At 71.4% G+C, this 20,727-nt stretch carries 23 protein-coding genes and 2 pseudogenes; 9 read left to right on the forward strand and 16 right to left on the reverse strand.

The genetic code is table 11. The features are described from left to right. Positions 1 to 17: 17 nt before the first annotated feature. The 5 genes from ACFZCP_RS20490 to ACFZCP_RS20510 form a co-directional block, all read right to left on the reverse strand. Positions 18 to 626 (reverse strand): alkaline shock response membrane anchor protein AmaP, encoded by a 609-nt coding sequence (locus ACFZCP_RS20490; RefSeq protein ID WP_391428541.1) that lies wholly within the window; start codon positions 624 to 626, stop codon positions 18 to 20. A 29-nt stretch (positions 627 to 655) separates the two neighbouring features. Further along, positions 656 to 1,354, reverse strand: coding sequence for a DUF6286 domain-containing protein (locus ACFZCP_RS20495; protein ID WP_391428543.1), 699 nt, complete (start codon positions 1,352 to 1,354; stop codon positions 656 to 658). Positions 1,355 to 1,406: 52 nt separating this feature from the next. Continuing rightward, positions 1,407 to 1,814, reverse strand: coding sequence for an Asp23/Gls24 family envelope stress response protein (locus ACFZCP_RS20500; RefSeq protein WP_391428545.1), 408 nt, complete (start codon positions 1,812 to 1,814; stop codon positions 1,407 to 1,409). Further along, on the reverse strand, positions 1,811 to 1,981 hold the full coding sequence (locus tag ACFZCP_RS20505) for a hypothetical protein (RefSeq protein WP_391428547.1): 171 nt from the start codon (positions 1,979 to 1,981) through the stop codon (positions 1,811 to 1,813). Before ACFZCP_RS20505 ends, ACFZCP_RS20500 begins: the two co-directional genes overlap by 4 nt. Positions 1,982 to 2,061: 80 nt before the next feature. Then, positions 2,062 to 2,553 carry an Asp23/Gls24 family envelope stress response protein gene (locus tag ACFZCP_RS20510; protein WP_391428956.1) on the reverse strand — a complete coding sequence of 164 codons (492 nt, stop codon included), beginning with the start codon at positions 2,551 to 2,553 and terminating at the stop codon, positions 2,062 to 2,064. A 156-nt stretch (positions 2,554 to 2,709) separates the two neighbouring features. On the opposite strand from ACFZCP_RS20510, the gene ACFZCP_RS20515 reads away from it, so the two are divergent. From ACFZCP_RS20515 to ACFZCP_RS20525, 3 genes are read left to right on the forward strand one after another with little or no spacing between them, the layout of a single operon-like run. Continuing rightward, on the forward strand, positions 2,710 to 3,315 hold the full coding sequence (locus tag ACFZCP_RS20515; RefSeq protein WP_391428549.1) for a sigma-70 family RNA polymerase sigma factor: 606 nt from the start codon (positions 2,710 to 2,712) through the stop codon (positions 3,313 to 3,315). Continuing rightward, positions 3,306 to 3,980, forward strand: coding sequence for a hypothetical protein (locus ACFZCP_RS20520; protein ID WP_391428551.1), 675 nt, complete (start codon positions 3,306 to 3,308; stop codon positions 3,978 to 3,980). Before ACFZCP_RS20515 ends, ACFZCP_RS20520 begins: the two co-directional genes overlap by 10 nt. Beyond that, a complete protein-coding gene (locus tag ACFZCP_RS20525; RefSeq protein ID WP_391428553.1) occupies positions 3,980 to 4,345 on the forward strand; it encodes a hypothetical protein in 366 nt (121 codons plus the stop codon). Before ACFZCP_RS20520 ends, ACFZCP_RS20525 begins: the two co-directional genes overlap by 1 nt. A gap of 218 nt (positions 4,346 to 4,563) precedes the next feature. Here the strand turns inward: ACFZCP_RS20525 and ACFZCP_RS20530 are convergent, their stop codons facing one another. The 3 genes from ACFZCP_RS20530 to ACFZCP_RS20540 all read right to left on the reverse strand — a co-directional run bounded on the left by ACFZCP_RS20530 (position 4,564) and on the right by ACFZCP_RS20540 (position 7,186). Beyond that, positions 4,564 to 5,547: an SRPBCC family protein gene (locus ACFZCP_RS20530; RefSeq protein WP_391428555.1), complete on the reverse strand. Its 984-nt coding sequence runs from the start codon at positions 5,545 to 5,547 to the stop codon at positions 4,564 to 4,566. A gap of 368 nt (positions 5,548 to 5,915) precedes the next feature. Then, the gene (locus ACFZCP_RS20535) at positions 5,916 to 6,080 is read right to left on the reverse strand and encodes a hypothetical protein (protein WP_362696150.1); all 165 of its coding nucleotides are present in this window, start codon (positions 6,078 to 6,080) and stop codon (positions 5,916 to 5,918) included. Between the two features lie 548 nt (positions 6,081 to 6,628). Then, positions 6,629 to 7,186, reverse strand: a complete 558-nt coding sequence (locus tag ACFZCP_RS20540; protein WP_391428558.1) for a hemerythrin domain-containing protein — start codon at positions 7,184 to 7,186, stop codon at positions 6,629 to 6,631. 83 nt (positions 7,187 to 7,269) lie between these two features. Here ACFZCP_RS20540 and ACFZCP_RS20545 point away from each other — a divergent pair, with 83 nt between their 5' ends. Further along, a complete protein-coding gene (locus ACFZCP_RS20545) occupies positions 7,270 to 7,545 on the forward strand; it encodes a hypothetical protein (protein ID WP_391428560.1) in 276 nt (91 codons plus the stop codon). Between the two features lie 372 nt (positions 7,546 to 7,917). Here the strand turns inward: ACFZCP_RS20545 and ACFZCP_RS20550 are convergent, their stop codons facing one another. Next, on the reverse strand, positions 7,918 to 8,400 hold the full coding sequence (locus ACFZCP_RS20550; RefSeq protein ID WP_391428562.1) for a hypothetical protein: 483 nt from the start codon (positions 8,398 to 8,400) through the stop codon (positions 7,918 to 7,920). 375 nt (positions 8,401 to 8,775) lie between these two features. Between ACFZCP_RS20550 and ACFZCP_RS20555 the strand changes: the two are divergent. Continuing rightward, a pseudogene (locus ACFZCP_RS20555) lies at positions 8,776 to 9,064 on the forward strand (ImmA/IrrE family metallo-endopeptidase); the annotation flags it as partial. Positions 9,065 to 9,401: 337 nt separating this feature from the next. Here the strand turns inward: ACFZCP_RS20555 and ACFZCP_RS20560 are convergent. Beyond that, positions 9,402 to 9,794: a hypothetical protein gene (locus ACFZCP_RS20560; RefSeq protein ID WP_391428958.1), complete on the reverse strand. Its 393-nt coding sequence runs from the start codon at positions 9,792 to 9,794 to the stop codon at positions 9,402 to 9,404. Positions 9,795 to 10,214: 420 nt separating this feature from the next. Between ACFZCP_RS20560 and bla the strand changes: the two genes are divergently transcribed. After that, positions 10,215 to 11,135, forward strand: coding sequence for a class A beta-lactamase (gene bla, locus ACFZCP_RS20565; protein WP_391428564.1), 921 nt, complete (start codon positions 10,215 to 10,217; stop codon positions 11,133 to 11,135). A gap of 158 nt (positions 11,136 to 11,293) precedes the next feature. Here the strand turns inward: bla and ACFZCP_RS20570 are convergent, their stop codons facing one another. The 6 genes and pseudogenes from ACFZCP_RS20570 to ACFZCP_RS20595 all read right to left on the reverse strand — a co-directional run bounded on the left by ACFZCP_RS20570 (position 11,294) and on the right by ACFZCP_RS20595 (position 18,723). After that, on the reverse strand, positions 11,294 to 11,713 hold the full coding sequence (locus ACFZCP_RS20570; RefSeq protein WP_391428566.1) for a pyridoxamine 5'-phosphate oxidase family protein: 420 nt from the start codon (positions 11,711 to 11,713) through the stop codon (positions 11,294 to 11,296). A gap of 196 nt (positions 11,714 to 11,909) precedes the next feature. Further along, the gene (locus tag ACFZCP_RS20575; RefSeq protein ID WP_391428568.1) at positions 11,910 to 13,862 is read right to left on the reverse strand and encodes a PAS domain S-box protein; all 1,953 of its coding nucleotides are present in this window, start codon (positions 13,860 to 13,862) and stop codon (positions 11,910 to 11,912) included. 181 nt (positions 13,863 to 14,043) lie between these two features. Continuing rightward, on the reverse strand, positions 14,044 to 14,847 hold the full coding sequence (gene ppk2, locus ACFZCP_RS20580; protein ID WP_391428570.1) for a polyphosphate kinase 2: 804 nt from the start codon (positions 14,845 to 14,847) through the stop codon (positions 14,044 to 14,046). Positions 14,848 to 15,411: 564 nt separating this feature from the next. Next, positions 15,412 to 15,505, reverse strand: a pseudogene (locus ACFZCP_RS20585). Positions 15,506 to 15,607: 102 nt separating this feature from the next. Beyond that, a complete protein-coding gene (locus ACFZCP_RS20590; RefSeq protein ID WP_391428573.1) occupies positions 15,608 to 17,179 on the reverse strand; it encodes an amidohydrolase family protein in 1,572 nt (523 codons plus the stop codon). Between the two features lie 26 nt (positions 17,180 to 17,205). Then, the gene (locus ACFZCP_RS20595) at positions 17,206 to 18,723 is read right to left on the reverse strand and encodes an amino acid permease (protein ID WP_391428575.1); all 1,518 of its coding nucleotides are present in this window, start codon (positions 18,721 to 18,723) and stop codon (positions 17,206 to 17,208) included. Between the two features lie 222 nt (positions 18,724 to 18,945). On the opposite strand from ACFZCP_RS20595, the gene ACFZCP_RS20600 reads away from it, so the two are divergent. The 3 genes from ACFZCP_RS20600 to ACFZCP_RS20610 all read left to right on the forward strand — a co-directional run bounded on the left by ACFZCP_RS20600 (position 18,946) and on the right by ACFZCP_RS20610 (position 20,685). Next, positions 18,946 to 19,566: a TetR/AcrR family transcriptional regulator C-terminal domain-containing protein gene (locus ACFZCP_RS20600; protein ID WP_391428577.1), complete on the forward strand. Its 621-nt coding sequence runs from the start codon at positions 18,946 to 18,948 to the stop codon at positions 19,564 to 19,566. A gap of 145 nt (positions 19,567 to 19,711) precedes the next feature. Continuing rightward, positions 19,712 to 20,314, forward strand: a complete 603-nt coding sequence (locus ACFZCP_RS20605) for a hypothetical protein (RefSeq protein WP_391428579.1) — start codon at positions 19,712 to 19,714, stop codon at positions 20,312 to 20,314. A gap of 182 nt (positions 20,315 to 20,496) precedes the next feature. After that, positions 20,497 to 20,685 carry a hypothetical protein gene (locus ACFZCP_RS20610; RefSeq protein WP_362696176.1) on the forward strand — a complete coding sequence of 63 codons (189 nt, stop codon included), beginning with the start codon at positions 20,497 to 20,499 and terminating at the stop codon, positions 20,683 to 20,685. Positions 20,686 to 20,727 lie beyond the last annotated feature (42 nt).

The raw sequence follows: 20,727 nt of genomic DNA on the forward strand, positions 1-20,727 counted from the left end.
GACGGTCGGTCTCCTCCTTACTCCGCGCGGTGCGGTTTGTGGCCGGCAACCTGCAGGCGGACCTCGGTGGGCATGCCAGGGGTGCCGGTCGACCGACAGGCGGTTCGGAGCGGGCCCTCGCACAGGACACCGAGGACGGTGCCGGGGGATGCCTGAGGGGTGAGAGTGAGGGCGACGCGGGTGCGGGGGTGGGCAGGGCGGCCGGTGATGCGTACGGCGGCGTGCTCGACCGCCGGCAGGGCACCGGCTTCGGTCGCTATCGCGTCGCTGAGCGCGCCGTCGCGCAGTTCGACGCCCTGCTGCGGGGGTGTTCCGCCGACGGGCAGTGCACCGGGGTGGCGTCGGCGTAGTTGGGCGAGCAACCACCACAGGGCGAGCAGGACGACGAGGGCGAGGGCGGCGATGACCGCGGGCCACCACCACCAGCCCTGACTGCTCCAGCGGGCCCGGTCGGCGGAGCCGAGCAGGACGTCGTCCGGGGTGGTCAGGGGCCAGCCGGTGGGCGGGACCAGATCGTGTCGCCGGTAGATGTCGAGTCCGGCGAAGAGGATCAGCAGACCGCCGCCGAGCAGTACCAGTCCGGCGAGGGCCAGCAGACTGCGGTTGAGTACGGGTCGCGGCGTCATGGTGCGTGCTCCGGTCCGGGGGGTTTCGGTCAGTGGGTGCGTTGCCGTACCCGTACGACGATGCGGGGAGGGCGGGCGAGGGCGAGCTGGTCGCGCTCGTGGTCAAGGGCGGTGGTGAGGTCGTCCTTCACCTGGTGGGGGTCGCGGAAGCGGACGTCCGCGCGGGCTTTGACGCGGTGGCGGCGCACCCGGATGCGGGCCTTACTGACTCCGGCTACCCGCATGGCGGTGTCGCGCAGCAGATCGGCGGCACCGTCTCGGTCCAGGGAGGCCCGCAGCCCGGGCGCGGGGGAGCGCAGGGGCAGCCAGTGGCGTAGGCCGGGGGTGAGGGCCAGCACGATCAACCAGATGCCGACGGCGGCGGCCACGGCGGCTCCCGTGAGCATCCACACGTCGTCCACGGGGCGTGTGGCCAGTTCGTCGGCCAGGTGCCGGCGCCAGGCTGCCGCAGGGCGTCCCGCCCGTACGGCAACGACGTCGATCAGCGCCGCGCCCGCCCCCACGAGAACCACCAAGGCGACCAGTGCGGCTGGAAGGCGGCGCGCGGACCACGGGCGGTGTGTCCGGTGCCCGCCGCCGTGCTCACCGGCCGTCAAGTCCGGTGGGGGCGCGTCGTGTTCGGGCGGACCGTGCTCTGCCGGCTCCTCGGGCTCCGTCGCCAGCGGCACGGTGGCAGGGCGCGCGGAGGGTGCGGAGCTGCGGGTGGGAGGGTCCGGGTCGGGTGTCATTCCGGTCCTCCTTCTTGCGTGGTGTGACCGGCGGCCCCGGCCGCGCGGCGGCTCACCGGACCCGTCCCCGGTTCGCGTCGGCGGTGGTCGCCAGCCGTCGGACCGTGAGGGTGACCTCTCCCACCCGCAAGCCGGTCAGCTGAGCCACCCGTTCGGCGACGTCGCGCTGGATCCGCTCGCAGACCCGGGGGATATCGGAGGGGTAGGGCAGGTCCATGGTCAGGTGCAGGCGCACCGATCCGGTACGGACAGCGGCAGAGGCGTGGGGTGCCGTTGGCCCGTCCCGGTCGGGCGGTAGGGCGGCGCGCCGGGACTGGGCCGTACGCGCGGCCCGGGCGGCGATACGGGCGACCACCCTGTCCGGGATGACGGTGGCGCCGCGCTCGGCCGGGGGCGGCAGGCCGGCAGCCGGTGCCGGCGGGCTCGCCCGGTCGTCGGGGGAGCCGGGCCGGGTGTTCATCGCTGTCTCCGCGCAGGGAGTTCGAGGTCGCCCTGCACGACGAGGCCGACGATCAGCCCCACCGCGCCCAGGACGAGAACGAGCAGGAATGCCCAGAAGCCGCCGAAGTAAGCGGCGAAGCCCAGGGCCATACCGGCCGCGAGGCCCGCCGTCGCTGTGTTCATCATGCACTCACCCGTCTCGCGAGCGGCCTCCCGCCGTGATCACCCGCTCCGGCCCGAGGGCACGGCGGTGGTCACGGCAGCGGTCACCGCACGCGGCCCTCGTTCGGTTCGTTCTGCCCCTCCTCGTCGTCGGGGAGGTGGACGTCGTCGACGGCGATGTTCACCTCGACGACCTCCAGTCCCGTCATCCGCTCAACGGCGCTGATGACATTGGTGCGTACGCCGCCGGCGACATCGACGATGGAGACGCCGTACTCGACGACGACGTCCAGGTCCACGGCGGCCTGCCGCTCGCCGACCTCGACCTTCACCCCCCGCGTGACGGCCCCGCCTCCGCCCGTGCCGGGGACGCGTTCCCGCATGGCGCCGAAGGCGCGGGCCATCCCTGCTCCCAGGTTGTAGATGCCCGGTACCTCACGGGCAGCCATGCCCGCGATCTTGGCCACCACCCCGTCCGCGATCGTGGTCCTTCCCCGAGTCTCTGCCGGAGCCCCGGCCCCGGTACGGCCCTTCAACGCGCTCACGCCCGCCTCGGGCCGACTGCCCCCGCCGACACTGGTGATGTTGTCCGTCATGGCGGTCGCCTCGATCGGTCGGTCGGGCGCCGGTGCGGTGCCCGTCAAAAGGTTGGACATATCAGGCGGAGCATTCCTCACGCGCATCGAATGTGACATGCATCACGTATTGCCCATCGGGTACCCGGACGGTCCGAGCCTTGCGCGGGGAGCGCCATGATCGAACGCACTGCTTTCCCACCGCCGGAACGCGATCTACCGGAACGCGATCTACCGGAATGCGACGTGCCGGACCGGCTGCTGGCTGTACGGGCGGCCGAGGGCGACGAGGACTCTTTCGCCGTTCTCGTCCGACGGCACGGCCGGCCACTCCTTGCCTTGGCCCGCTGCATGCTCGGCAACCCCCAGGACGCCGAAGAAGCCGTTCAGGACGCCTTCGTCAGCGCCTGGCGGCGTCTGCCGGAATACCGCCACAGCGCGGAGTTCCGTACCTGGATGTACCGGATCACCGTCAACCGCTGTCTGACCATGCGCCGGCGCCGGCCGCCGCCCCTCTCCCTGAACACCGTCGTCGAACCCGCGGCGGGAAACGCCTGGAGCCAGCCCGCCCGGTCCGCCGAGCAGGACGCGGCCACCGCCGCCCTGACCCGCGCGCTCGCCGAGCTGGACGACGGGCAACGGGTCTGCTGGATCCTGAGGGAAGTGCAGGGGCTGCCCTACAAGGAGATAGCCCAGGTGACGCGGACCAGCGAGCCGACGGTGCGCGGCAGACTGTTCAGGGCGCGCCGGTCCCTGCAGGAGGCGATGGGCCCATGGCGCTAGACCACCCGCACACGCGACCTCCCGAACCGCCCGGAGCCGACGGGTCCAGCCCCGGCCCGGCCGCCGCCGACGTGCCCCTGTTCGCGGGTGATGAGGTCCTGCCCTGCGGCCGACTGCTCAGCCGGGTCTGGGAACAGGCGCAGGACGAGGCACCGACGGCGGACCCGCACACAGCGTCCTGCCCTTACTGCCGCGAGGCCGTCGAGGGACTGGCCGCGGTGAACGCGGCTACCCGGGCGCTGCGCGCCGAGGACACTTCCGGCCTCCACTCACTCGCCGACCGCGTCATGAACATCGTCAGGGCAGAGGTACGGCTCGGGCGGCTGCTGCCCCTGGCCGACCCGGACCGGGACCTGCGGATCGCCGAGTGCACCGCGGCGAAGGTACTGCGGCAGGCCGCGGACACAGTCCCCGGTGCCAGGGCCGCGACCTGCCGGCTCACACCTGCGGGCGAGGGCACCGACGTGCGGGTGACCATGACCCTGGCCGCCGCCCTCGACCGCCCGCTGCCCGAGCGCGTCCATCACGTACGCCGATCGGTCTTCCACTCGGCCGGACAGGACCTGGGTCTGGCGGTGACGGCCGTCGACATCACCGTGGTCGACGTACTGGAACCGTGGCCGCCGCCCCTCGGCCCCGGCCTCCCGACCGGTGGGGGTACGTGATGACCACCGTCGGCACGGGCACACTCCGTGGCGTCGCGGCCGAGGCAGCCCTCGCGGTTCCCGGCGTGGCCGGCCTGCAACCCCGCCTCGCCCACCGCCTCGCGACAGCCGCGCCCACCCGGACGGACACCACGCCTCACCGCACGCCGCCCGAGGCGGGCATCCGCGCCGACCGGGCGCCGGACGGTTCGGGATGGCACATCGAGGTGCGCTGTGTCCTGGCCGAGGGCCGACGGGCACTGGACATCGCCCGCAACGTCCACGACCGGGTGCGGACCGCCGTCATCTCTCACCTCCCCGCCACGGAGCCGGTCACCGTCACCGTCACGGTGACCCGCATCGCCGCCCAGTACGACGCGGCATGAGCGCCGTGCGGCGACGGCCCCTCGAACCGTCAGCGGTGTGATCGGCCGGGATGTCGGATCACGCGCAGACATGGTGTGCGTGCTTTCGCTTGACGAGGGCAACCATATTTTGTGTCGTTCAAGAGCTCACCGACCGCGCACTGGTCACAAGGAGTAGCCCTCTTCGCCTCAACGGGCCAGGTGCCAGCGCCAGGCGCACGCTTTACGTGCGTTGAAGATCACCGGCGCGCCTCTTCACCCTCGTCTTCCTCGGCCTCCTCGTCTTCCTCTTCGTCGTATTCGCCTTCCTCGTCTTCCTCTTCCTCCTCTTCGGGGTAGTCCTCTGTCTCTTCCTCATCGGTGTACTCGTCGTCGGCAGAGGTGTCCTCGGCTTCTTCTTCCTCCTCCTCGATGGCCTCCTCGTGGGTGCGGACCACTTTGCCGTCACGGATTTCGCCGCGCCAGCCTTCCGGTTCCTCGTCGGTCAGGGTGACGTAGCGCTGGAAGTGCTTGAAGTCCAGTCGCAGCCGACGCCCTTGGGCTCGCCAGATGTTGCCGGTCTTTTCGAAGAGCCCCGAGGGGTAGTACTCGACCACGAGCACGATGCGCGTCAGGGTCGGGGTCAACTCGTGGAAGCTGACGCAGCCGCGTGTGGTGCCCTTGGCGCCCTCAGAGGTCCACGCGATGCGCTCGTCCGGCACCTGTTCCTGGACCGTGGCTTTCCAACCGCGGGTCGACGGGCCTACCTTGACCTTCCAGTCGCTCTCGGTGTCCTTTCCCTTCGACACGCTGCGGACGCCCTTGGTGAAGCTGCTGAACTTCGGTGAGTCACCTTGAAGCATCCTCAGACCTGCTTTGGGGAGTACGCCGCCGTTCTCCACGACGCCGGTGAGTCCTTCGGTGATCTCCCCCAGCTTGTCGCCCGCCTTTTCGGCGCCGTCTTCCGGGCAGTGGTCTTCCTTGCGGTGGTCTTCCTCGCCGGAGCCGAGGACTTCCTTGCGGTCGGCCACCGCGCTCATGGCCTTGCGTCCGGCATCGAGGACTTCGCCACGCAGCTGCTCGTTGAGGTCGGCGAACTGAGGAAGTTCACGAAGCCTCTCGATCCCTTCCGCCAGCAGCTGCTGTGGTTCCAGACCGAACCGGCGGCCGGCCAGGTAGGTCGCTGCGGCGAAGGCGACCCGTGCCTTCTTCGTCCGGCAGCGGCCGGCAGCCGCTCTGATCACTCCGCCCCTTCCCAGTCTGGGCTTCGATACCGGCAGCCGCATGCGGAACACCGAACGCCCGGGGCAGCCCCGGCCCGCAGTTGCCGCGCTCCGGCGACGCTGCACCGTCGACCGCGGGATTTGCGCCGTATGATCGGGACAGTCTGTCGCGGGCCCCGCCTCCACACCCACACTGAACGCTGAGGGTGCAGGCACTCACAGCATGTGACGCATGAGCGCAGATGACGGGCAGCAGGCCGGAGGACAGCTGGACTCGGTGCCTGATGCCGGGGTTCGCCTGGGCGTTGCGCCGCCGGGCGCGTTCAGCGCCCCTGCTGGGCGCGCTCATTCAGCGGCAGGCGCCATCACCGTGAGCGCCCGCCGCACTCTTACGGGGTTTGAGTCTCGGCTGGCGGAGGCTCGGGTTCGTCGTCGTCCTTGCCCTTGGCTCGCACGTCCGGCGGGGTGGGCGCGGTGATGTTCCGCTGCTCCGCGGACCGCTTCCTCGTCTCCTCGTCAACCTGCGGGGTGTCGTTCTCTTCGGGGGTACTCATGACCTCGCCCCTTTCATCGGTTCGGATTCTGATGGCACCCCAGCGCACACAATCGCATCGGAGCCCTCACCGGTGAACCAAGACGGCTACAGTCTTGAGGCCATGCGATCGGCGCCTGGTCCGAGGAGAACAACAATGCCGTCCTGAACGCCTAGGACGCGCGGGCTGCCCAGGAGGCACAGCCAGTCACGGCCTGATCGCTTCCGGCTCAGCGGCGCCTGATCAGGCTTCAAGGCCATCGAGACCCAGCTCAGCTTGTTCCACCCTGCGCCACCAGTAGCCCCGATCGCAACTCAGCCCGAAACGTCAAAGTCCAGCGATCCACAACTCTCGACGCTTACTCCTCGAGAGGAAGCCGGAGACGGGTGTCGCCAGCGTCAAGCCGATCGCTCCCGCGTAGCTGTTTCGCCGAACCGTGCCGCCCCCCTCGTGGCGCACCAGCGTTGGCAGCCGATCTGGAAAGAGGGAAAACCGCATCGGCTCCGGGGCGGACCGAACGAGTGCGGTCCGCCCCGGAGCCCGTCCCGCCCGCGCGCGGCGGTGCGGGGTCAGGACCTGCCGCGGCCGGTGATGAAGTCGCGGGCCCGGTCCACCAGGCCGACGCCCGGGGCGAGGAGCTTGTTCGCGGGCGGGGTGTCGGGGGCGGAGGGGTGCGGACGGGTCGGGGCCATGGCCTTGGCCCGGCGGACCTTGTCCCCGAGCTCGTCGAGCGCCTCGGGGGAACACGCCTGGCGCAGCATGGGGAAGAGGTTGTTCTCCTCGTCCTGGACGTGGGCGGTCACCTCGTCCATGAGCTGCTGTAGCAGCAACATCATCTGGGAGTCGTCGGCGTGCGTCTTCTCCAACTGCTTCAGGAGCTGCTCGACCCGGCCGTGATCCGCGATCTCCTTGTCCGCGAGCCGGTCACCGCCTTCGAGGTACTCGCGCACCGCCGGATACAGGTACTCCTCCTCCGCGACCGAGTGACGCACCAGCTCGATGGTGACCTCGTCCACGACATCACGCAGCTCCTGCCCCCTGGTCATAGCTTCGATCCGGCCGAAGAACTCCTCGACCTCCCGGTGGTCGGCCATCAGCTCCTCGAGCACATTTCCGCCATGCCCCATCGCGTATCCGCCTCTCGCTGGGTCGTGTCAGGGCCGGGTCCGGCCCGTCCAGCAGACATTGCCCCACTCCGGAGTGACGGTCCGTGGACCTGCGTGTGGTCCACCCGGTCGGACGCCTACTGAGCACCAGCGGTTTCCACGGCCGGGGGCACACCCCTGCCTGCATCCACCCGCTGCTGCTGACCCGGTACGACACCGCGGGCCGCATGAACAGAGCCGCTCTGATGTCGTTCGGCTCGGGCACGAACTCGGCAGGGTTCGGCATCCGGGAGATCGAGGTGTCCGTCATGACTGCACTCCTTCACATCGGCCCGATCGGCGGCTTCACTGCACTGACGGACCAACGCACGCAGCGGTGACAGCAACCCGGAGAGTCTCTTTCCGGCACCTTCTCAACGGCCGCGGCTTCCTGCCACAAGAGGGCGCAGGGCTCAAGCGGCCTGGTGCGTCGGCCCCATCCGACGAGCAACCGGGTGAAGCGTCCCGGTCCCCGGCAGCGACCCGCGCCGGCACCGCTCTGCGGCGGCATTCCCCGTAGAGACGTTGAGGAGGGCGGCGCCGGGGCGCAGTCTTCGACGACCCGGGCCATTCTCTCGCCTCATTGCCGCGAGTTCCTCTGGCCTGATGGGAGACTGGTGGCCTGCTTTCACCGTCGTTACGTTCGCTGTCTGGGCCCCGTGTGACGTCGCCGGTTCGTGTCCGGCGCGCACGCGCGAGCACTCAGGCGACCATTAGTGGAGGATGCTCACCGCGCGCGCAATGACCAGGAGAGAAGTCAGCAGGGCCGAGATGCTCTCCACACTCATCAGCAGCTTCGCGCGGCTGGACAGCGGCATCGTGTCGGTGGGACTGAATGCGGTGGAGTTGGTCACGGAGACGTACAGGTAGTCGACCAGGGTCGGCACCCAGTCGGACGTACCGCTGGAGCCGTCGGCCACCTCCTGGACCGTGCCCTCGTTCTCGTCCTGGGAGAAGCGGAAGTCGGCCAGCGGCAAGTCGGTGCGTGGCAGCTGGGTGCGCAGGACAGGTCCACCACGGTCCAACTCCCAGAAGGCGAGACCGAACACAATGATGTTGGTCAGCCAGACCTGTAGCGCCGCGACCATGAGCGACCGGCCGTCCTTGACATCGGCGTAGACCAGCTGGTGGATGAGGAATCCCAGGGCGGTCAGATTGCTCACCGCGATGACGAGCACGAGCGTGAGAGAGAGCACGCGGAAGGTCCGGGTCTGCCGGGTGAGGCGCCTGGGGTTGATCGCGACCACCGGAATCAGAAGCAGTAGCTCCAGCCCAGGCAGTACATAGCGTGGGGCAACCAGGAGTTGCTGCGGCAGGAACAAGTAGAGACAGATCGCGACGAGCGTCGCCAGTACGGCGGGTAGCCGGGCCTCACCGCGGCGCTCGTGCCGCGGATGCTTGACCCAAGCCCCACAGCGACCGGTTGGCGCCAATGTCCAAACCTCCTGGTCTCTGTCGCCATCGAGGCAACAGGGTCTCACCTTCCCCTCCCCGGACACTGAATGCACGCGGCCGTTTCCCGTCCCTCGACACCCTGTTCTGGCGCCTTCAGGCGCATCGAAGCGCCGGGCAAGCGGCTGGCCGAGGAGATCGGCATTCGGCCGGGTGAGGTCACAGGCGCCCTCACCGCGAGACGTGCACGGCATCCGTCTGGCTGCCGAGCCGGGCGACCGACTGCATCACTTCGACGGGAGAAGCCGCACGCTCCATCTGTCCTCGCGACTGCGTCCCGGCCAGCGAGCCTTCCGCAGGGCCACCCAGCTGGCCCTGCTGGAACACGGCGAGGATCCCGACCGGCCGGCAGCCGATGACTTCCCGCCCGGCTCGACGGCCCATGCCCTGGCCCGCCTCGGCATCGCCAAGGACAATGGGTGGTCTGAGCGCTCCGTCGTCGCGAGCGCGGCCAGGTCTGCGTACCACTTTCGGTTCCCGCCCGTGATCGGATAGCCGGCGGCTCCGGCGACGTGGAAGGTGCCGGCCTTGGCGGGGTGGTCGGCAAGCCCGTAGTCGGCGTCTGTGGCGGGTGTCGGTGGAAGCCGGCGATGTCACCGGACGTGGATCGGGCCGCTAGGAGGCGGACCTCGCGCGCGCCGGACGAGCCTGTTCGGGCGAGGCCGCGGTGGGTATCGCGACGTCCCAGGCCCGAACCTTGTGCTCGGACCACATGGCCGTGAACTCCGGGCTGTGCATCACCAGTTCACCTCAGCGCGGCCAGCAGCGGATCGTCGGGGTGCCGGCCGACGGCCATCCGTAGCCGTCCCACCACGTCCCGCGCCTTTCTCCGCCAGTCCTCGTACAAGTCGCGGATGTGGGCGTCACGGAAGATCAGGCGCGCAGTGTTCGGCCGCTGAGCCGGATGCTCGGTGCTCTGAGGGTCGAGGTGCCCGGCGAACAGCGTGTGACCGGTGCGGTTCCACGCCAGCACGTCACTGCGGCGGCCCAGGACTATGACCGGCGTGTCCCCGAAGGCCCCGATCAGCTGCCGCGTCGTCTCGCTGACATGCTCGCGGGCCGGACGCGCCAGCCCCCGCCCGGCGGACGACGCTGTACGTCGTGAGGGGGTTCTCGTCGGTTGCCCCGCGGCGTTGATCGACCTGGTAGGGGCGGTTCAGGAAGCTGCACCATGGCAGGTGGACCGGAAGGCGTGCCGGTGTGGGCGGCGGCAGTCGTCAGCTCCGGTTCGATCAATCGTCAGCGCCGCTCCGCCCGGTAGCGCGTGGACTATTGCCATCGGGGCGTCGGCGTACCGTCCGGGGCCAGGCCATAGGGCCACAGCCTTTGAAACATCTCCGGCATCTCGGCTCTCGCGCTGACCCGGCACCGTACTGGCTTGGCGCTGACTCAGGCGGCGTGATCCGGTGTTTCCGCAGGCCGAAGGGGCGACTTCCCATATCAATAAGTTATGGCGCCTTCAAAGTTCACTCTTGGACATGAGCGGAGTGCGGCTGTTTCGCTGTCCTCGTCGAAGATCCACCAAGCCGACGACGCACGACCTGGGAGAAACCTGCACATGACCAGTGCCACTCCGCTGCCGCGCCGCCGCCTGATCCAGGCCGGTCTCGCCCTCACCACCGGATCCGCCCTCGCCTCCGCCGCCGCTGCGCCGGCCGCGTCGGCGGCCCCGGGATCCGGCGCGCCGGAACCGTCCACCGAGTTGAACGAGCTGGAGCAGCGCTACGGCGCGCGGCTCGGCGTGTACGCCAGGAACGTGCGCACCGGCCGGACCCTCACGCACCGTGCGGGGGAGCGGTTCGCGATGTGCTCGACCTTCAAGGCCTTCGCGGCCGCGGCCGTCCTGCGCGACCACGGCGACAGCGCACCGCTGGACAGGGTCGTCCACTACCCGCCGAGGGACATCCTGGCGAACTCGCCGAGGACCGAGGAGCACCTTGCCACCGGTATGCCGGTGGGAGACCTGTGTGCGGCCGCGATCCGGTACAGCGACAACGCGGCCGGCAACCTCCTGCTGCGCGAGATCGGCGGCCCGGACGGTCTGACCCGGTTCTTCCGGTCGCTCGGCGACCGGGTGACCCGCCTCGACCGGTGGGAGCCCGAGCTGAACACCGCCGTCCCCGGCGACCTGCGCGACACGACGACCCCGGAGGCGATCGGCCGCAGCTTCGAGCAGTTGACGCTGGGGCGGGCCCTGCACGGAGGCGACCGTGAGCAGCTCGTCACCTGGCTGAAGGGCAACACCACGAGCGCCAAACGGTTCGGCGCCGGTCTGCCGCGGGGCTGGGTCCTGGGTGACAAGACCGGTACGGGCGACTACGCGACCGCCAACGACGTCGGCGTCGCCTGGACGACCCGGAACACACCGGTCCTGCTGGCCGTGCTGTCCTCCAAGGAAGCCAAGGACGCTCCCGTGGACGACGCGCTGCTCGCCGAGGCGGCACGGGTCGTGGCGCGCACCCTTGCTCCCGGCGAGTAGTTCCCTGCTGTGCCCCGCCCCGCCCGCCGTACCCTGCCCCGCCCCGCCCGCCGTGCCCTGCCCCGCCCGCCTGTGCCCTGCCCCGCCCGACGTGCCTCGCCCGCCAGGGGGTGTGCCCCGCCCCGTCGTGCCGCGCCGTGACAGGGGGCTGATGCGCCTCAGCCGCCGTGGACGCCCGCCAGTTCCCGACCGGTGATCACGGCGGGCTCGATCCGCAGGAAGACGCCGTTCCCGAGGGGCCTCCACGACGTGGGACCGCTGTGCGACAGCCGTTCGTGCTCGGCCGGGTCGGTCACGAGCAGGGCCCGGCCGGTGACGACGACGCTCCAGCCGGAGCGGGCCGTCGCGTCGAACGCGTCCGCCTCGAAGGCGACGACGGCACCGTCGACGGCCCGCACCAGATCCGAACCGGCCGAGGTGCGCACGAGCACCGAGGAGTCCGTGTCGAGGCAGAAGTTCACCGGGAGCACCGCGGGCAGTGCCTGCCTGGTGTAGACGACGCGGCCCACCGGCACCCTGGCCAGCAGGTGCAGACACGCCTGCCTGTCGAGTGCGCGGAAGCCGTCGTCGGTGACCATCTGGCCATCGTCTGCGCGTGCGCGCGGGCCGGGTAGGGCCGATCGGCCCTACCCGGGTCCCGGGACGGTCTCGGGGCTGTGTCCCTGCAAAGGGCCGCCCGGCAGGCCGGCATCGCCCGGGCAGAGGCCGTGTCCGGCACACGACTGACCCCGTGTCACCGGTCGGCCGGGCGTGGCCACCGGCGCCCGCCACGCCTCACAGCTTCAGCGTGAACCAGGTGGTCTTGCCCTCGTCCGTCGGCCGTACCCCCCAGCTCTCGGCGAGGCTGCGGACCAGGAGCAGACCGCGGCCGGACTCCTCGTCCTTGGCCGCGAGCCGGGGCTGGGGCAGGTGCGGGCTGCGGTCGCTGACCTCGATGGTGAGGTCGGTGGGGGTCCGGCACAGGCGCAGTCCGACGGGGCCGTGCGCGTGCTGGACGGCGTTGGTGAGGGTCTCGGAGAGCAGCAGCAGGGCATCCTCGCCCGTGGTGGTGCAGTCCCATGCCGCCAGGGTGCGGCGCAGGAAGGCACGGCCCTGGGGCACGGAGGACGGGGTGGCGGGCAGCTCGGTGGTGACGGCGTCGGGCGGGGCCTCAGGCAGCTGGGCCAGCAGGAGGGTCACGTCGTCGTCGTGCCCCTCGGCGTCGGGAAGCAGGGCGCAGAGCACGCGGTCGGCGGCGGCCTCCAGTCCCGCCGACCGCGGCAGACAGGTGTCGAGGACCGCGGTGAGTTCGGAGATCCGTACCTCGATGTCGCTGCCGGGCGTCTCGACCAGGCCGTCGGTGTACAGGACGAGCGTGGCGCCCGGCTCTATGCCGGTCATGGACTGCTCGTACAGGATGCCGCCGACGCCGAGCGGGGCGTTGACCGGTGTGGGAAGCGTGCGGACACCGTCGCAGGGGCCGACGACGAGGGTCGGCAGATGCCCGGCGGAACACACGGTCACGGTCCCGGCGTCCGGGGCGATCACCAGGTAGCAGCAGGTGACCAGCTGGTCCGGGACGTCCAGGTCGGTCACGACGGTGTCCAGGGCCTGCATCAGCCGGCGGGGCTGCATCTCGGTCTTGGCCAGCGCGTGGGCCGCCGAGCGCAGCTGCCCCATGACGGCGGCCGCCTCCAGGCCGCGGCCCATCACGTCGCCGATGAGGACGCCGACCCGTCCGGCGCCCAGCGGGATGAGGTCGAACCAGTCGCCGCCGACGCCCGCGCCCTGGGTGGCGGGCCGGTAGCGGCTGGCGGTGGCCAGTCCGGGGATCGCGGGCGGCGTGCCCATGAGGCTGCGCTGCAGGGTGAGGGCGATGTGCCGCTGCTGTTCGAGCAGCGCGGTCAGTTCGGCCTCCGCGCGTTTGCGGTCGCTGATGTCCCGGACGATCGCGCACGCCCCGACCACCTTGCCGCGGGCGTCCCGGGTGGGCCACAGCGTGACGTCGACGTCGAGCATCGCCCCCGTCCGGGTGACCCGCAGCGTCTCGAAGTGCTCGACCTTCTCCCCGTGCCGCAGCCGTTTGAGCAGGATGCGGATGTCGTCGTGCCGTTCGTCGGGGGCGAGCAGGGACACGTGCCGCCCTATGACCTCCTCGGCGCTGTAGCCGTACAGCCGTGCGGCGGCGGCGTTCCAGTAGGTGATGTAGCCGTCGAGGGTCTTGGCGAGAATGGCGTCCTGGGAGGACTCCACGAGCGCGGCCAGCTCGTTGATGCGGGCCTCGGCCGCCTTGCGGTCGCTGACGTCCCGCACCGCGGCGGAGACCAGCAGCCCGTCGGTGGTCTCCAGCGGGCTCAGGCTGATCTCCACGGGGAACTCGGTGCCGTTCTTGCGCAGCCCGTGCAGTTCCAGTCCGGCCCCCATGGGGCGCACCTGGCGGTTGGCGGCGTAACCGTCGCGGTGCCGGGTGTGGTCGGTGCGGAACCGGTGGGGCACCAGCAGCTCGACCGGCCGGCCGAGCAGTTCCTCGCGCCGGTAGCCGAACAGGGCCTCCGTCTGGGCGTTGACCAGCCGGATCGTGCCGGTGTCGTCGACGATCACCATGGCGTCCGGCGCCGCCTCCAGGAGGCCGCGGAAACGTTCCTCGGCTGCTGAGGGGGCGCCCTGCGACAGCGATGAGCCGCAGGGGCACCGGTCCAGGACCACCGGGTCCGCCGGCCGTGGCGCCTCGTCTGCGAACGTGTTCATGGGCCACCCCGCGGTGTCGCGCGTGCAAGAGAGACGGCCATCCCAACGCATGCCGGGCTCCGCCGCCCTGCCTTGTCGCGTCATGCCGGGCAGCGATCGCAGGGCGTCCGCAGTGAGACCGGACCTGCCCCGAACGGGGCCGGGATCGACCGTTTGACCTCGCCGGCTTCGGTGGTGGTGCTCAGAGGTTCGCCGAGTGATCGGGTACGTACGTCTGCAGATCGCGCGGCGGGCGCTGATAACCGGTCGACGGCGGCCGCTCCGGCAGCTCCAGCACCGGCGGCGCCACCTCGTGGTAGGGGACGGACGCCAGCAGATGGGCGATCATGTTCAGCCGGGCCCGGCGCTTGTCGTCGCTCTCGACGACGTACCACGGAGCCTCCGTGATGTCGGTGTGCACCAGCATCGAGTCCTTGGCCCGCGAGTACGCCTCCCAGCGGGTGATCGACTCCAGGTCCATCGGCGACAGCTTCCAGCGCCGCAGCGGATCCTCCAGCCGGCGCCGGAAGCGCTCCTGCTGCACCGTGTCGCTCACCGAGAACCAGTACTTGCGCAGCAGGATCCCGTCGTCCACCAGCATCCGCTCGAAGATCGGACACTGGCGCAGGAACCGCTGGTACTCCGGCTGGGTGCAGAAACCCATGACGTACTCCACGCCCGCCCGGTTGTACCAGGAGCGGTCGAACAGGACGATCTCCCCGGCGGCCGGCAGATGCTCGACGTAGCGCTGGAAGTACCACTGGGTGCGCTGACGCTCGGTGGGCTTGGGCAGCGCCGCGATCCGGGCGACACGGGGGTTGAGATGCTCCGCGACCCGCCGGATGGTGCCGCCCTTTCCGGCCGCGTCCCGTCCCTCGAAGACGACGACCAGCCGGACGCCCTCGGCCCGCACCCACTCCTGAAGCTTGACCAACTGTGCCTGCAGGCGCAGCAGTTCCTTCTCGTACGCCTTGCGTGACAGCTCATCCGTCGTCCTGTCGGCCATGACGCCTCGTCTCTTCCGCATCCCTGCACGGACGTCTCCCGCGCCCCCCACGGACGTTTACCGCGTCCCGCGCGGACGTTTGCCGCATCCCCGCATGGACGCCGTCCACGACTCCCCTCTCCTGGTCACGCTACCTCCAGGGAGCCCGGGGCACAGGCAGGCGCCGAACCTCCCGGGGAAGAGCCGGACCGGCTCCTGCGGCCGGGCCCCGCTCCCGAAGGGGTCCGCGAAAGCCCCGGTGGACGCCGGTGACACGGCCTGCGCCGTGGTGCCTGCGACGCATGGCCCTGGTGCCCGGGATGTAGGGCCGTGGTCCTTGGTGCCCGGGATGTATGGCCGTGGTCCTTGGAGACGGGGTGAGGCGGCCCGGACCACCCGCCGATCCGCACCCGGCCCTCGCGATGTCGTGACCGAAGTGCTTCCATGGAAGTGGCGGAAAGTACGTCTACCCGACGCGGGGAAGCGGCCGCTTCGATCGGTCGCGCACCGCGCAATCAGGATCCGCGAGAAGCGGGTGTGCTTTCCGCCGCGCGCGTGCCCTTTGCGCCGCACTCGGGCCATGAGCGGAGAGGGCAGGATTCGAACCTGCGTGGGCCCCAGGGGCCCGACCTCGAGACGTGCTCTTCGGTCCCCGATCAGCCACTCCGGGCACCTCTCCTCGATCCCGGCTTCCGGTTTCCCGTGCCGTTCACATGTATGAGAGTGGCAGGAGGGGCTGACGGGGAGCTGATGCGCCGCTGACGACATGCGGCGTGCTCCGTCAGGCGGCCCGGTGCACCACCCGGCCGCCCGTCACGGTCAACACGACCGGCGCATCGGCCAGTTCGTCCACGGATGCGTGCACCGGGTCGACGGCCAGGGCCGTCAGATCCGCACGGAAGCCGGGTGCGATGCGCCCGGCGACGTCCTGTTCACCGGCCGCCGCGGCCGCGTGCGTGGTGCACCCCTCCAGCGCCTGCAACGCCGTGAGACCCGGCCGCTGCGCCGCCGCGCCCCTGGGGCTGCGGGCCGTCGCCAGTACGGCGCGCACGTCGTAGTGCGCGATGGGCCAGTCCGAGCCGAGGGCGAGCGTCGCCCCGGCCTCGCGCAGGTCCCGCAGTCGCCATGCGCGGGCCGCGCGGTCGGCGCCCAGACGGCGGGACCACTCGTCGGTGCCGTCCGCCCGGGTGTAGCCGGTGTGCGGCGGCTGCAGCGAGGTGGCGACACCCAACTCGCCGAATCGGGGCAGGAGTTCGTCGGGGACCGTCTCGATGTGCTCGATCCGGTGGGCTCCGCGCCCGCCGGGCCCGAGCGCGGCGACGGTGTCCAGGACGTGGCGCACGGCCGCGTCCCCGATGGCGTGTGTGGCCGTCCGCACGCCGGCCCTGTGCAGGGTGCGTACGGCCGCGGTGTAAGCGTGCGGGTCCGGCCAGAACGCGTCCGTGCCCCGGCCGTGGCAGTCGGGGTGCTCCAGCCAGGCGGTGCCGCCCTCGACGGTGCCGTCCATGAAGAACTTGACCCCTCCGACCAGCCAGTGCCGGCCGCCCCGGCCCTGCATCCCTATCAGTTCGCGCAGGGCGTCGTCGTCCGCACCGGGCATGCACCAGGGTGCGAAACGCAGGCGCACGGGAAGCACCGTCTCCCGTGCCACCTCGGCCACCAGGTCGAGGCCGCCGCCGTCCATGACCTGGGCGCCGGTGAGCCCGGTGGCGGCCATCGCGGCCAGCAGCTCCAGCAACCGCGCGCGCCGCTCGGCGTGCGGCGGCCGGGGCACGACGCCGGTCAGCAGGTCCATCGCCGCGTGTTCGACGAGGTGACCCGTCGGCCGCCCCTCGGTGTCGCACACGACCTCCGCGCGCTGGGCGAAGGCGCGCGGCCCGCGCACCCCGGCGGCGGCCAGGGCCGCGCCGCCCGCGAGTGCCGAGTGCCCGTCGTACAGGCGCAGGAAGGCCGGTGTGCCGTCGAGCACCCCGTCCACCAGGTCGTGGTGGACGGCCCGGCCCTCGAAGGCGTTGTGGTCCAGGCCGTAGCCGACCACCCAGCCGTCCACCCGCTCGGCCCGGGCGAGCGCCGCCCGCAGCCCGGCCAGGTCCGTCACGGCCGACAGGTCCGTGCCCGTGGCCATGTCCAGGCCCCACACCGGGTGGCTGTGCGCGTCGACCAGCCCCGGCATCAGATGGGCCCCGGCCAGATCCACGACCTCGGTGCCCGGCCCGCGCCAGTCGTGTACGTCCGCAGCCTCCCCGACCGCGGTGATCGTTCCGTCGAGCACGGCCACCGCCGTGGCGGTGGGGCGGCCGGGGTCGAGAGTGCGCACGTGGGCGCCCGTGAGAACGAGGTCGGCAGCAGGCATGGAGGCAACTCCTCTACGGGTGGCGGTCATTCGACGGTTCCGGCGGTTCCGGTGGCTCCCGCGTCTCCGACGGATTCCACGGGTTCGGTGGCGAAAGCCGCGTACACCCCGGGGCGGTTGCGGCGCAGCCACCACGCCAGCGGGAGGCCGAGGAGGAAGGCGGTGGGCGCCGCGACGACGAGGAGGGTGTTCACGGCCGGGGACGCGCCGGTGAACAGGTCGATGTGGCCGACCACCAGCACGATCGCCGCCGTCAGCAGGACGGCGGCGGCGACGGGCGCCACCAGGGTGCGCAGGCTGCCCTCCTGGTGCGCGATCCGCCGGAAGTAGCACGGTACGGCGATCGCCGCGAGCAGCTGGAGCAGCAACAGGCCGATCATTCCGGGGGTGTTCACCCACAGCAGCAGATGCTGGTACGGGTCCGCGTCCGCGGCCCGGAACGCGAGGACCACGACCGCTCCGAGGACCGTCTGGGCGATGCCGGCCAGGTACGGGGAGCGGTGACGGGGATGGATGCGGCCGAGCGCGCGGGGCAGGACGCCCTCCTCGGCCAGGGCGAGCGCGTAGCGGTTGATCGCGTTGTGGAAGGACAGGAGGGAGGCGATGACGCTGGTGATGATGAACAGGTGCATGAGGCCGGCCGCCCAGCCGCCCACGTACGTGGTGATCGCGGTGAAGAAGAGGCCGGCGGGGTCCTTGCCCGCCGCGCGGACGGCCTGGTCGTCGCCGAAGGCCTGGACGGCCACCCAGACGACGAACGCGTAGAACAGGCCGAGGAATCCGACGGCCAGGTAGGTGGCACGCGGCACCGTGCGCTCGGGGTCGCGGGCCTCGCGGCGGTAGATGACCGTCGACTCGAAGCCGGTGAACGCCGCGAACGCGAACGCGAGGACGGCGGCCGTGCCGGGGACGAACACGTGCGCCGGGGCCAGGGAGGCGGCGGACAGGCCGTGCGCGCCGCCCCTGACCAGGACCCCGCCCGCGAGCAGGACCAGTATCCCGGTCTCGGCGACGAGCAGGATGCCGAGCAGCCTGGCGCCGAAGTCGATCGAGCGGAAGCCGCCGTAGCCGATGACGAGGAGTCCGGCCAGGGAGACGGGCAGCCAGGGGACCTTGGTGCCGAACAGGGCGTGCAGGGTGTCCCGGGTGGTGGAGGCGAGCAGGCCGTAGACGCCGATCTCCATGCCGTTGTAGCCGATCAGCGCCAGCAGCGCGGCGCCGATGCCGACCGGGCGGCCGAGGCCCCGGGTGATGAACGCGTAGAACGCGCCGCCGCTGGTGATGTGGCGGCTCATGGTGGTGAAGCCGACGGAGAAGACGGCGAGCGTCAGGCCGGCGAGGAGGTAGCCGACGGGGGCGCCGATGCCGCCCAGCAGGATGGCGAGGGGAGCGACGCCCGCCATGACGGTCAGCGGCGCGGCCGCGGAGACGACGAAGAAGGCGATGTCGGCGGTGCCGAGGGAGCCGGAGCGGAGCGTGGCCGCGGCGGACGACGCTTGCTCCTCGCTCTCCTCGTCCGGCAGCTGCGAGGGGGTCGCGGACATGCGGGGGAGCCCTTCTGGCGGCGGACGGGCGGGTGTTTCAGCGGTGGGGCGGCCGGGTGCGCGGGCGTCGGGGCCGTGAACGGGGTGGGCGGGCCCATGCCGGCGTGCCCGGGCGTACACGGGGGATGGCCGGCGCCCGGAGCCGTAAACCTAAAGGCTTTCGGTTTTCGCAATGTAGCCTGCCGTCGGGTATCCGGGAAGACCTCAGGGAGATCGCTGACCATGGGACGGCCGCGCACACCGCTCCTCGACCGCGAGCGCATCACCGCCACCGCGCTGCAACTCATCGACGAGACAGGGGACTTCAGCGTGCCGCAGATCGCCCGGCGGCTCGGTGTGCAGACCGGGTCCGTGTACCACCACGTGGACGGCCGGGACGGCATCGTGGAGCTGCTGCGCGAGCGGATAGCCTGCGCGATCGACCCCGGGACCCTCGACCGTGCGCCGTGGGACGCGGCCGTGGAGGCCTGGGCCCGCTCCTACCGTGCGGCGTTCGCCGCGCACCCGCGCGCGATCCCCCTGCTGATGACGTCGCCCGTGCGGGCGCCCCGCGTGCTGGAGCAGTACGAGCGGGCGGTGAGCCTCCTGCTGGCGGCCGGGTTCGCTCGCACCGAGGTCATGCCCTTGATCATCGCGCTGGAGAACCTGGTGCTGGGTTCGGCCCTGGACCTCGCCGCACCGGAGACGATGTGGGAGCTCACGGACCGGACCCCGACGCCGCGCCTGGCGGAGGTGCTCGCCGCCGTCGGGGAGGGCCGGGCCGACCGTGCCTTCGAAGTGGGCCTGACGGCCGTCATGAACCACGCACGGGAACTGTGCGAGCACCGGGCCGCCGCCGGCTGAGGTGCCTGTCGCCGGATGTCCGCGGCGCGCTCGGGCCGCACGCGCCGGGCCCGGCCGCCATGCTCCCGCGATGAGTCCGCCGTGCTCCCGCGATGAGTACGGATACTCATGACCGGGGCCGGGTGGATCGGCCAGGATCCGGGACATGACAACGATCAGGACGGCGCGGGGCCGGCTCGCGCTGCTGCCGGTGGTGCTGCTGGCCGCGTTGGCGACCGGCTGCGGGACGAAGCACTCAGGCGACGACGCCGGTGCGGGCGGTGCCTCACCGAGCGCGGTGGTGACGCCGAGCGCAGCGGCGACGCCGAGCACGCCGACGGACTTCCCGTGCCCTGGTGAGAGCCCCACTCCCACGCCGCGGCCGTCGTCGCACACCCCGAGCCCCACCGCGCCGCCGACCGACCACTACGCCGAGAACCACGGATTCATGGTGCCTTTCGCGCTGCACGGCAAGCGCCGCTGCCAGGGGCTCGCGGCCGTCGGGCGCGTCCGGGCGGCACTCGAACCGCTGCGCAGGCGCGGGGACTTCACGGCCGAGAGCGCCCGCAGGGCCCTGGCCGGGCTCGGATACTCCGCCGGGCAGGTGCAGACCTACCAGGACGGCACGGCCGGCGTCGGCTTCCTCGTCGAAGTGGACGAGTACCCGGTCTGCGTGGAAGGGCGGATGGCGGGCGCGAGGACCGAGGCGGATGCCTTCGGCGGTTACCCGGACCACACCGGATGCGACCAGCCCTCGGGCGGCCACTGACCCCTCCGGGCGCCGTCTTTGCGGACCTCCCGGGGGAGGCGCCGGAGGGTGCGGACACCGGCGCGCGCAGGTGACCGGAAGCCGGTTTCCCAGTACCGCAAGTAACATGATCACCTTGGCCCTGGGTATACCAGTCAGTCAACTCGGCACGTCCCCAGGGCGTGCTCTGCCCGGAGATGTCCATGTCTTCTCTCGATGATGCGTTCGAAAATGCCCGTCTCACCTACGACCAGCACGTGCGGACCTGCCGCCAGTGCTATGCCGACAACGCGGCCTGCGCCGTGGCCAAGCACCTCCTGCGGATCTGCAACAACGCCCGCAGGGACCTGCTCCGGTCCACGGGGCACCAGGCGCCGACCGGCACACCCTGACGCCGGCGGCCGCCGACCGGCACACCCTGACGCCGGACCCGG

This window comes from Streptomyces sp. NPDC007971 (genome assembly GCF_042958635.1).
Classification (GTDB): Bacteria; Actinomycetota; Actinomycetes; order Streptomycetales; family Streptomycetaceae; genus Streptomyces.

Excerpts from the sequence above, each read along its gene's own strand:
- ACFZCP_RS20575 (WP_391428568.1), bottom strand. The coding sequence starts at position 13,862 with ATGAACACGTTCGCAGACGAGGCGCCACGGCCGGCGGACCCGGTGGTC.
- bla (WP_391428564.1), top strand. The coding sequence starts at position 10,215 with ATGACCAGTGCCACTCCGCTGCCGCGCCGCCGCCTGATCCAGGCCGGT.
- ACFZCP_RS20510 (WP_391428956.1), bottom strand. The coding sequence starts at position 2,553 with ATGACGGACAACATCACCAGTGTCGGCGGGGGCAGTCGGCCCGAGGCG.
- ACFZCP_RS20535 (WP_362696150.1), bottom strand. The coding sequence starts at position 6,080 with ATGAGTACCCCCGAAGAGAACGACACCCCGCAGGTTGACGAGGAGACG.
- ACFZCP_RS20490 (WP_391428541.1), bottom strand. The coding sequence starts at position 626 with ATGACGCCGCGACCCGTACTCAACCGCAGTCTGCTGGCCCTCGCCGGA.
- ACFZCP_RS20520 (WP_391428551.1), top strand. The coding sequence starts at position 3,306 with ATGGCGCTAGACCACCCGCACACGCGACCTCCCGAACCGCCCGGAGCC.
- ppk2 (WP_391428570.1), bottom strand. The coding sequence starts at position 14,847 with ATGGCCGACAGGACGACGGATGAGCTGTCACGCAAGGCGTACGAGAAG.
- ACFZCP_RS20515 (WP_391428549.1), top strand. The coding sequence starts at position 2,710 with ATGATCGAACGCACTGCTTTCCCACCGCCGGAACGCGATCTACCGGAA.
- ACFZCP_RS20500 (WP_391428545.1), bottom strand. The coding sequence starts at position 1,814 with ATGAACACCCGGCCCGGCTCCCCCGACGACCGGGCGAGCCCGCCGGCA.
- ACFZCP_RS20570 (WP_391428566.1), bottom strand. The coding sequence starts at position 11,713 with ATGGTCACCGACGACGGCTTCCGCGCACTCGACAGGCAGGCGTGTCTG.
- ACFZCP_RS20595 (WP_391428575.1), bottom strand. The coding sequence starts at position 18,723 with ATGTCCGCGACCCCCTCGCAGCTGCCGGACGAGGAGAGCGAGGAGCAA.
- ACFZCP_RS20590 (WP_391428573.1), bottom strand. The coding sequence starts at position 17,179 with ATGCCTGCTGCCGACCTCGTTCTCACGGGCGCCCACGTGCGCACTCTC.
- ACFZCP_RS20505 (WP_391428547.1), bottom strand. The coding sequence starts at position 1,981 with ATGATGAACACAGCGACGGCGGGCCTCGCGGCCGGTATGGCCCTGGGC.
- ACFZCP_RS20525 (WP_391428553.1), top strand. The coding sequence starts at position 3,980 with ATGACCACCGTCGGCACGGGCACACTCCGTGGCGTCGCGGCCGAGGCA.
- ACFZCP_RS20540 (WP_391428558.1), bottom strand. The coding sequence starts at position 7,186 with ATGGGGCATGGCGGAAATGTGCTCGAGGAGCTGATGGCCGACCACCGG.
- ACFZCP_RS20605 (WP_391428579.1), top strand. The coding sequence starts at position 19,712 with ATGACAACGATCAGGACGGCGCGGGGCCGGCTCGCGCTGCTGCCGGTG.
- ACFZCP_RS20600 (WP_391428577.1), top strand. The coding sequence starts at position 18,946 with ATGGGACGGCCGCGCACACCGCTCCTCGACCGCGAGCGCATCACCGCC.
- ACFZCP_RS20495 (WP_391428543.1), bottom strand. The coding sequence starts at position 1,354 with ATGACACCCGACCCGGACCCTCCCACCCGCAGCTCCGCACCCTCCGCG.
- ACFZCP_RS20610 (WP_362696176.1), top strand. The coding sequence starts at position 20,497 with ATGTCTTCTCTCGATGATGCGTTCGAAAATGCCCGTCTCACCTACGAC.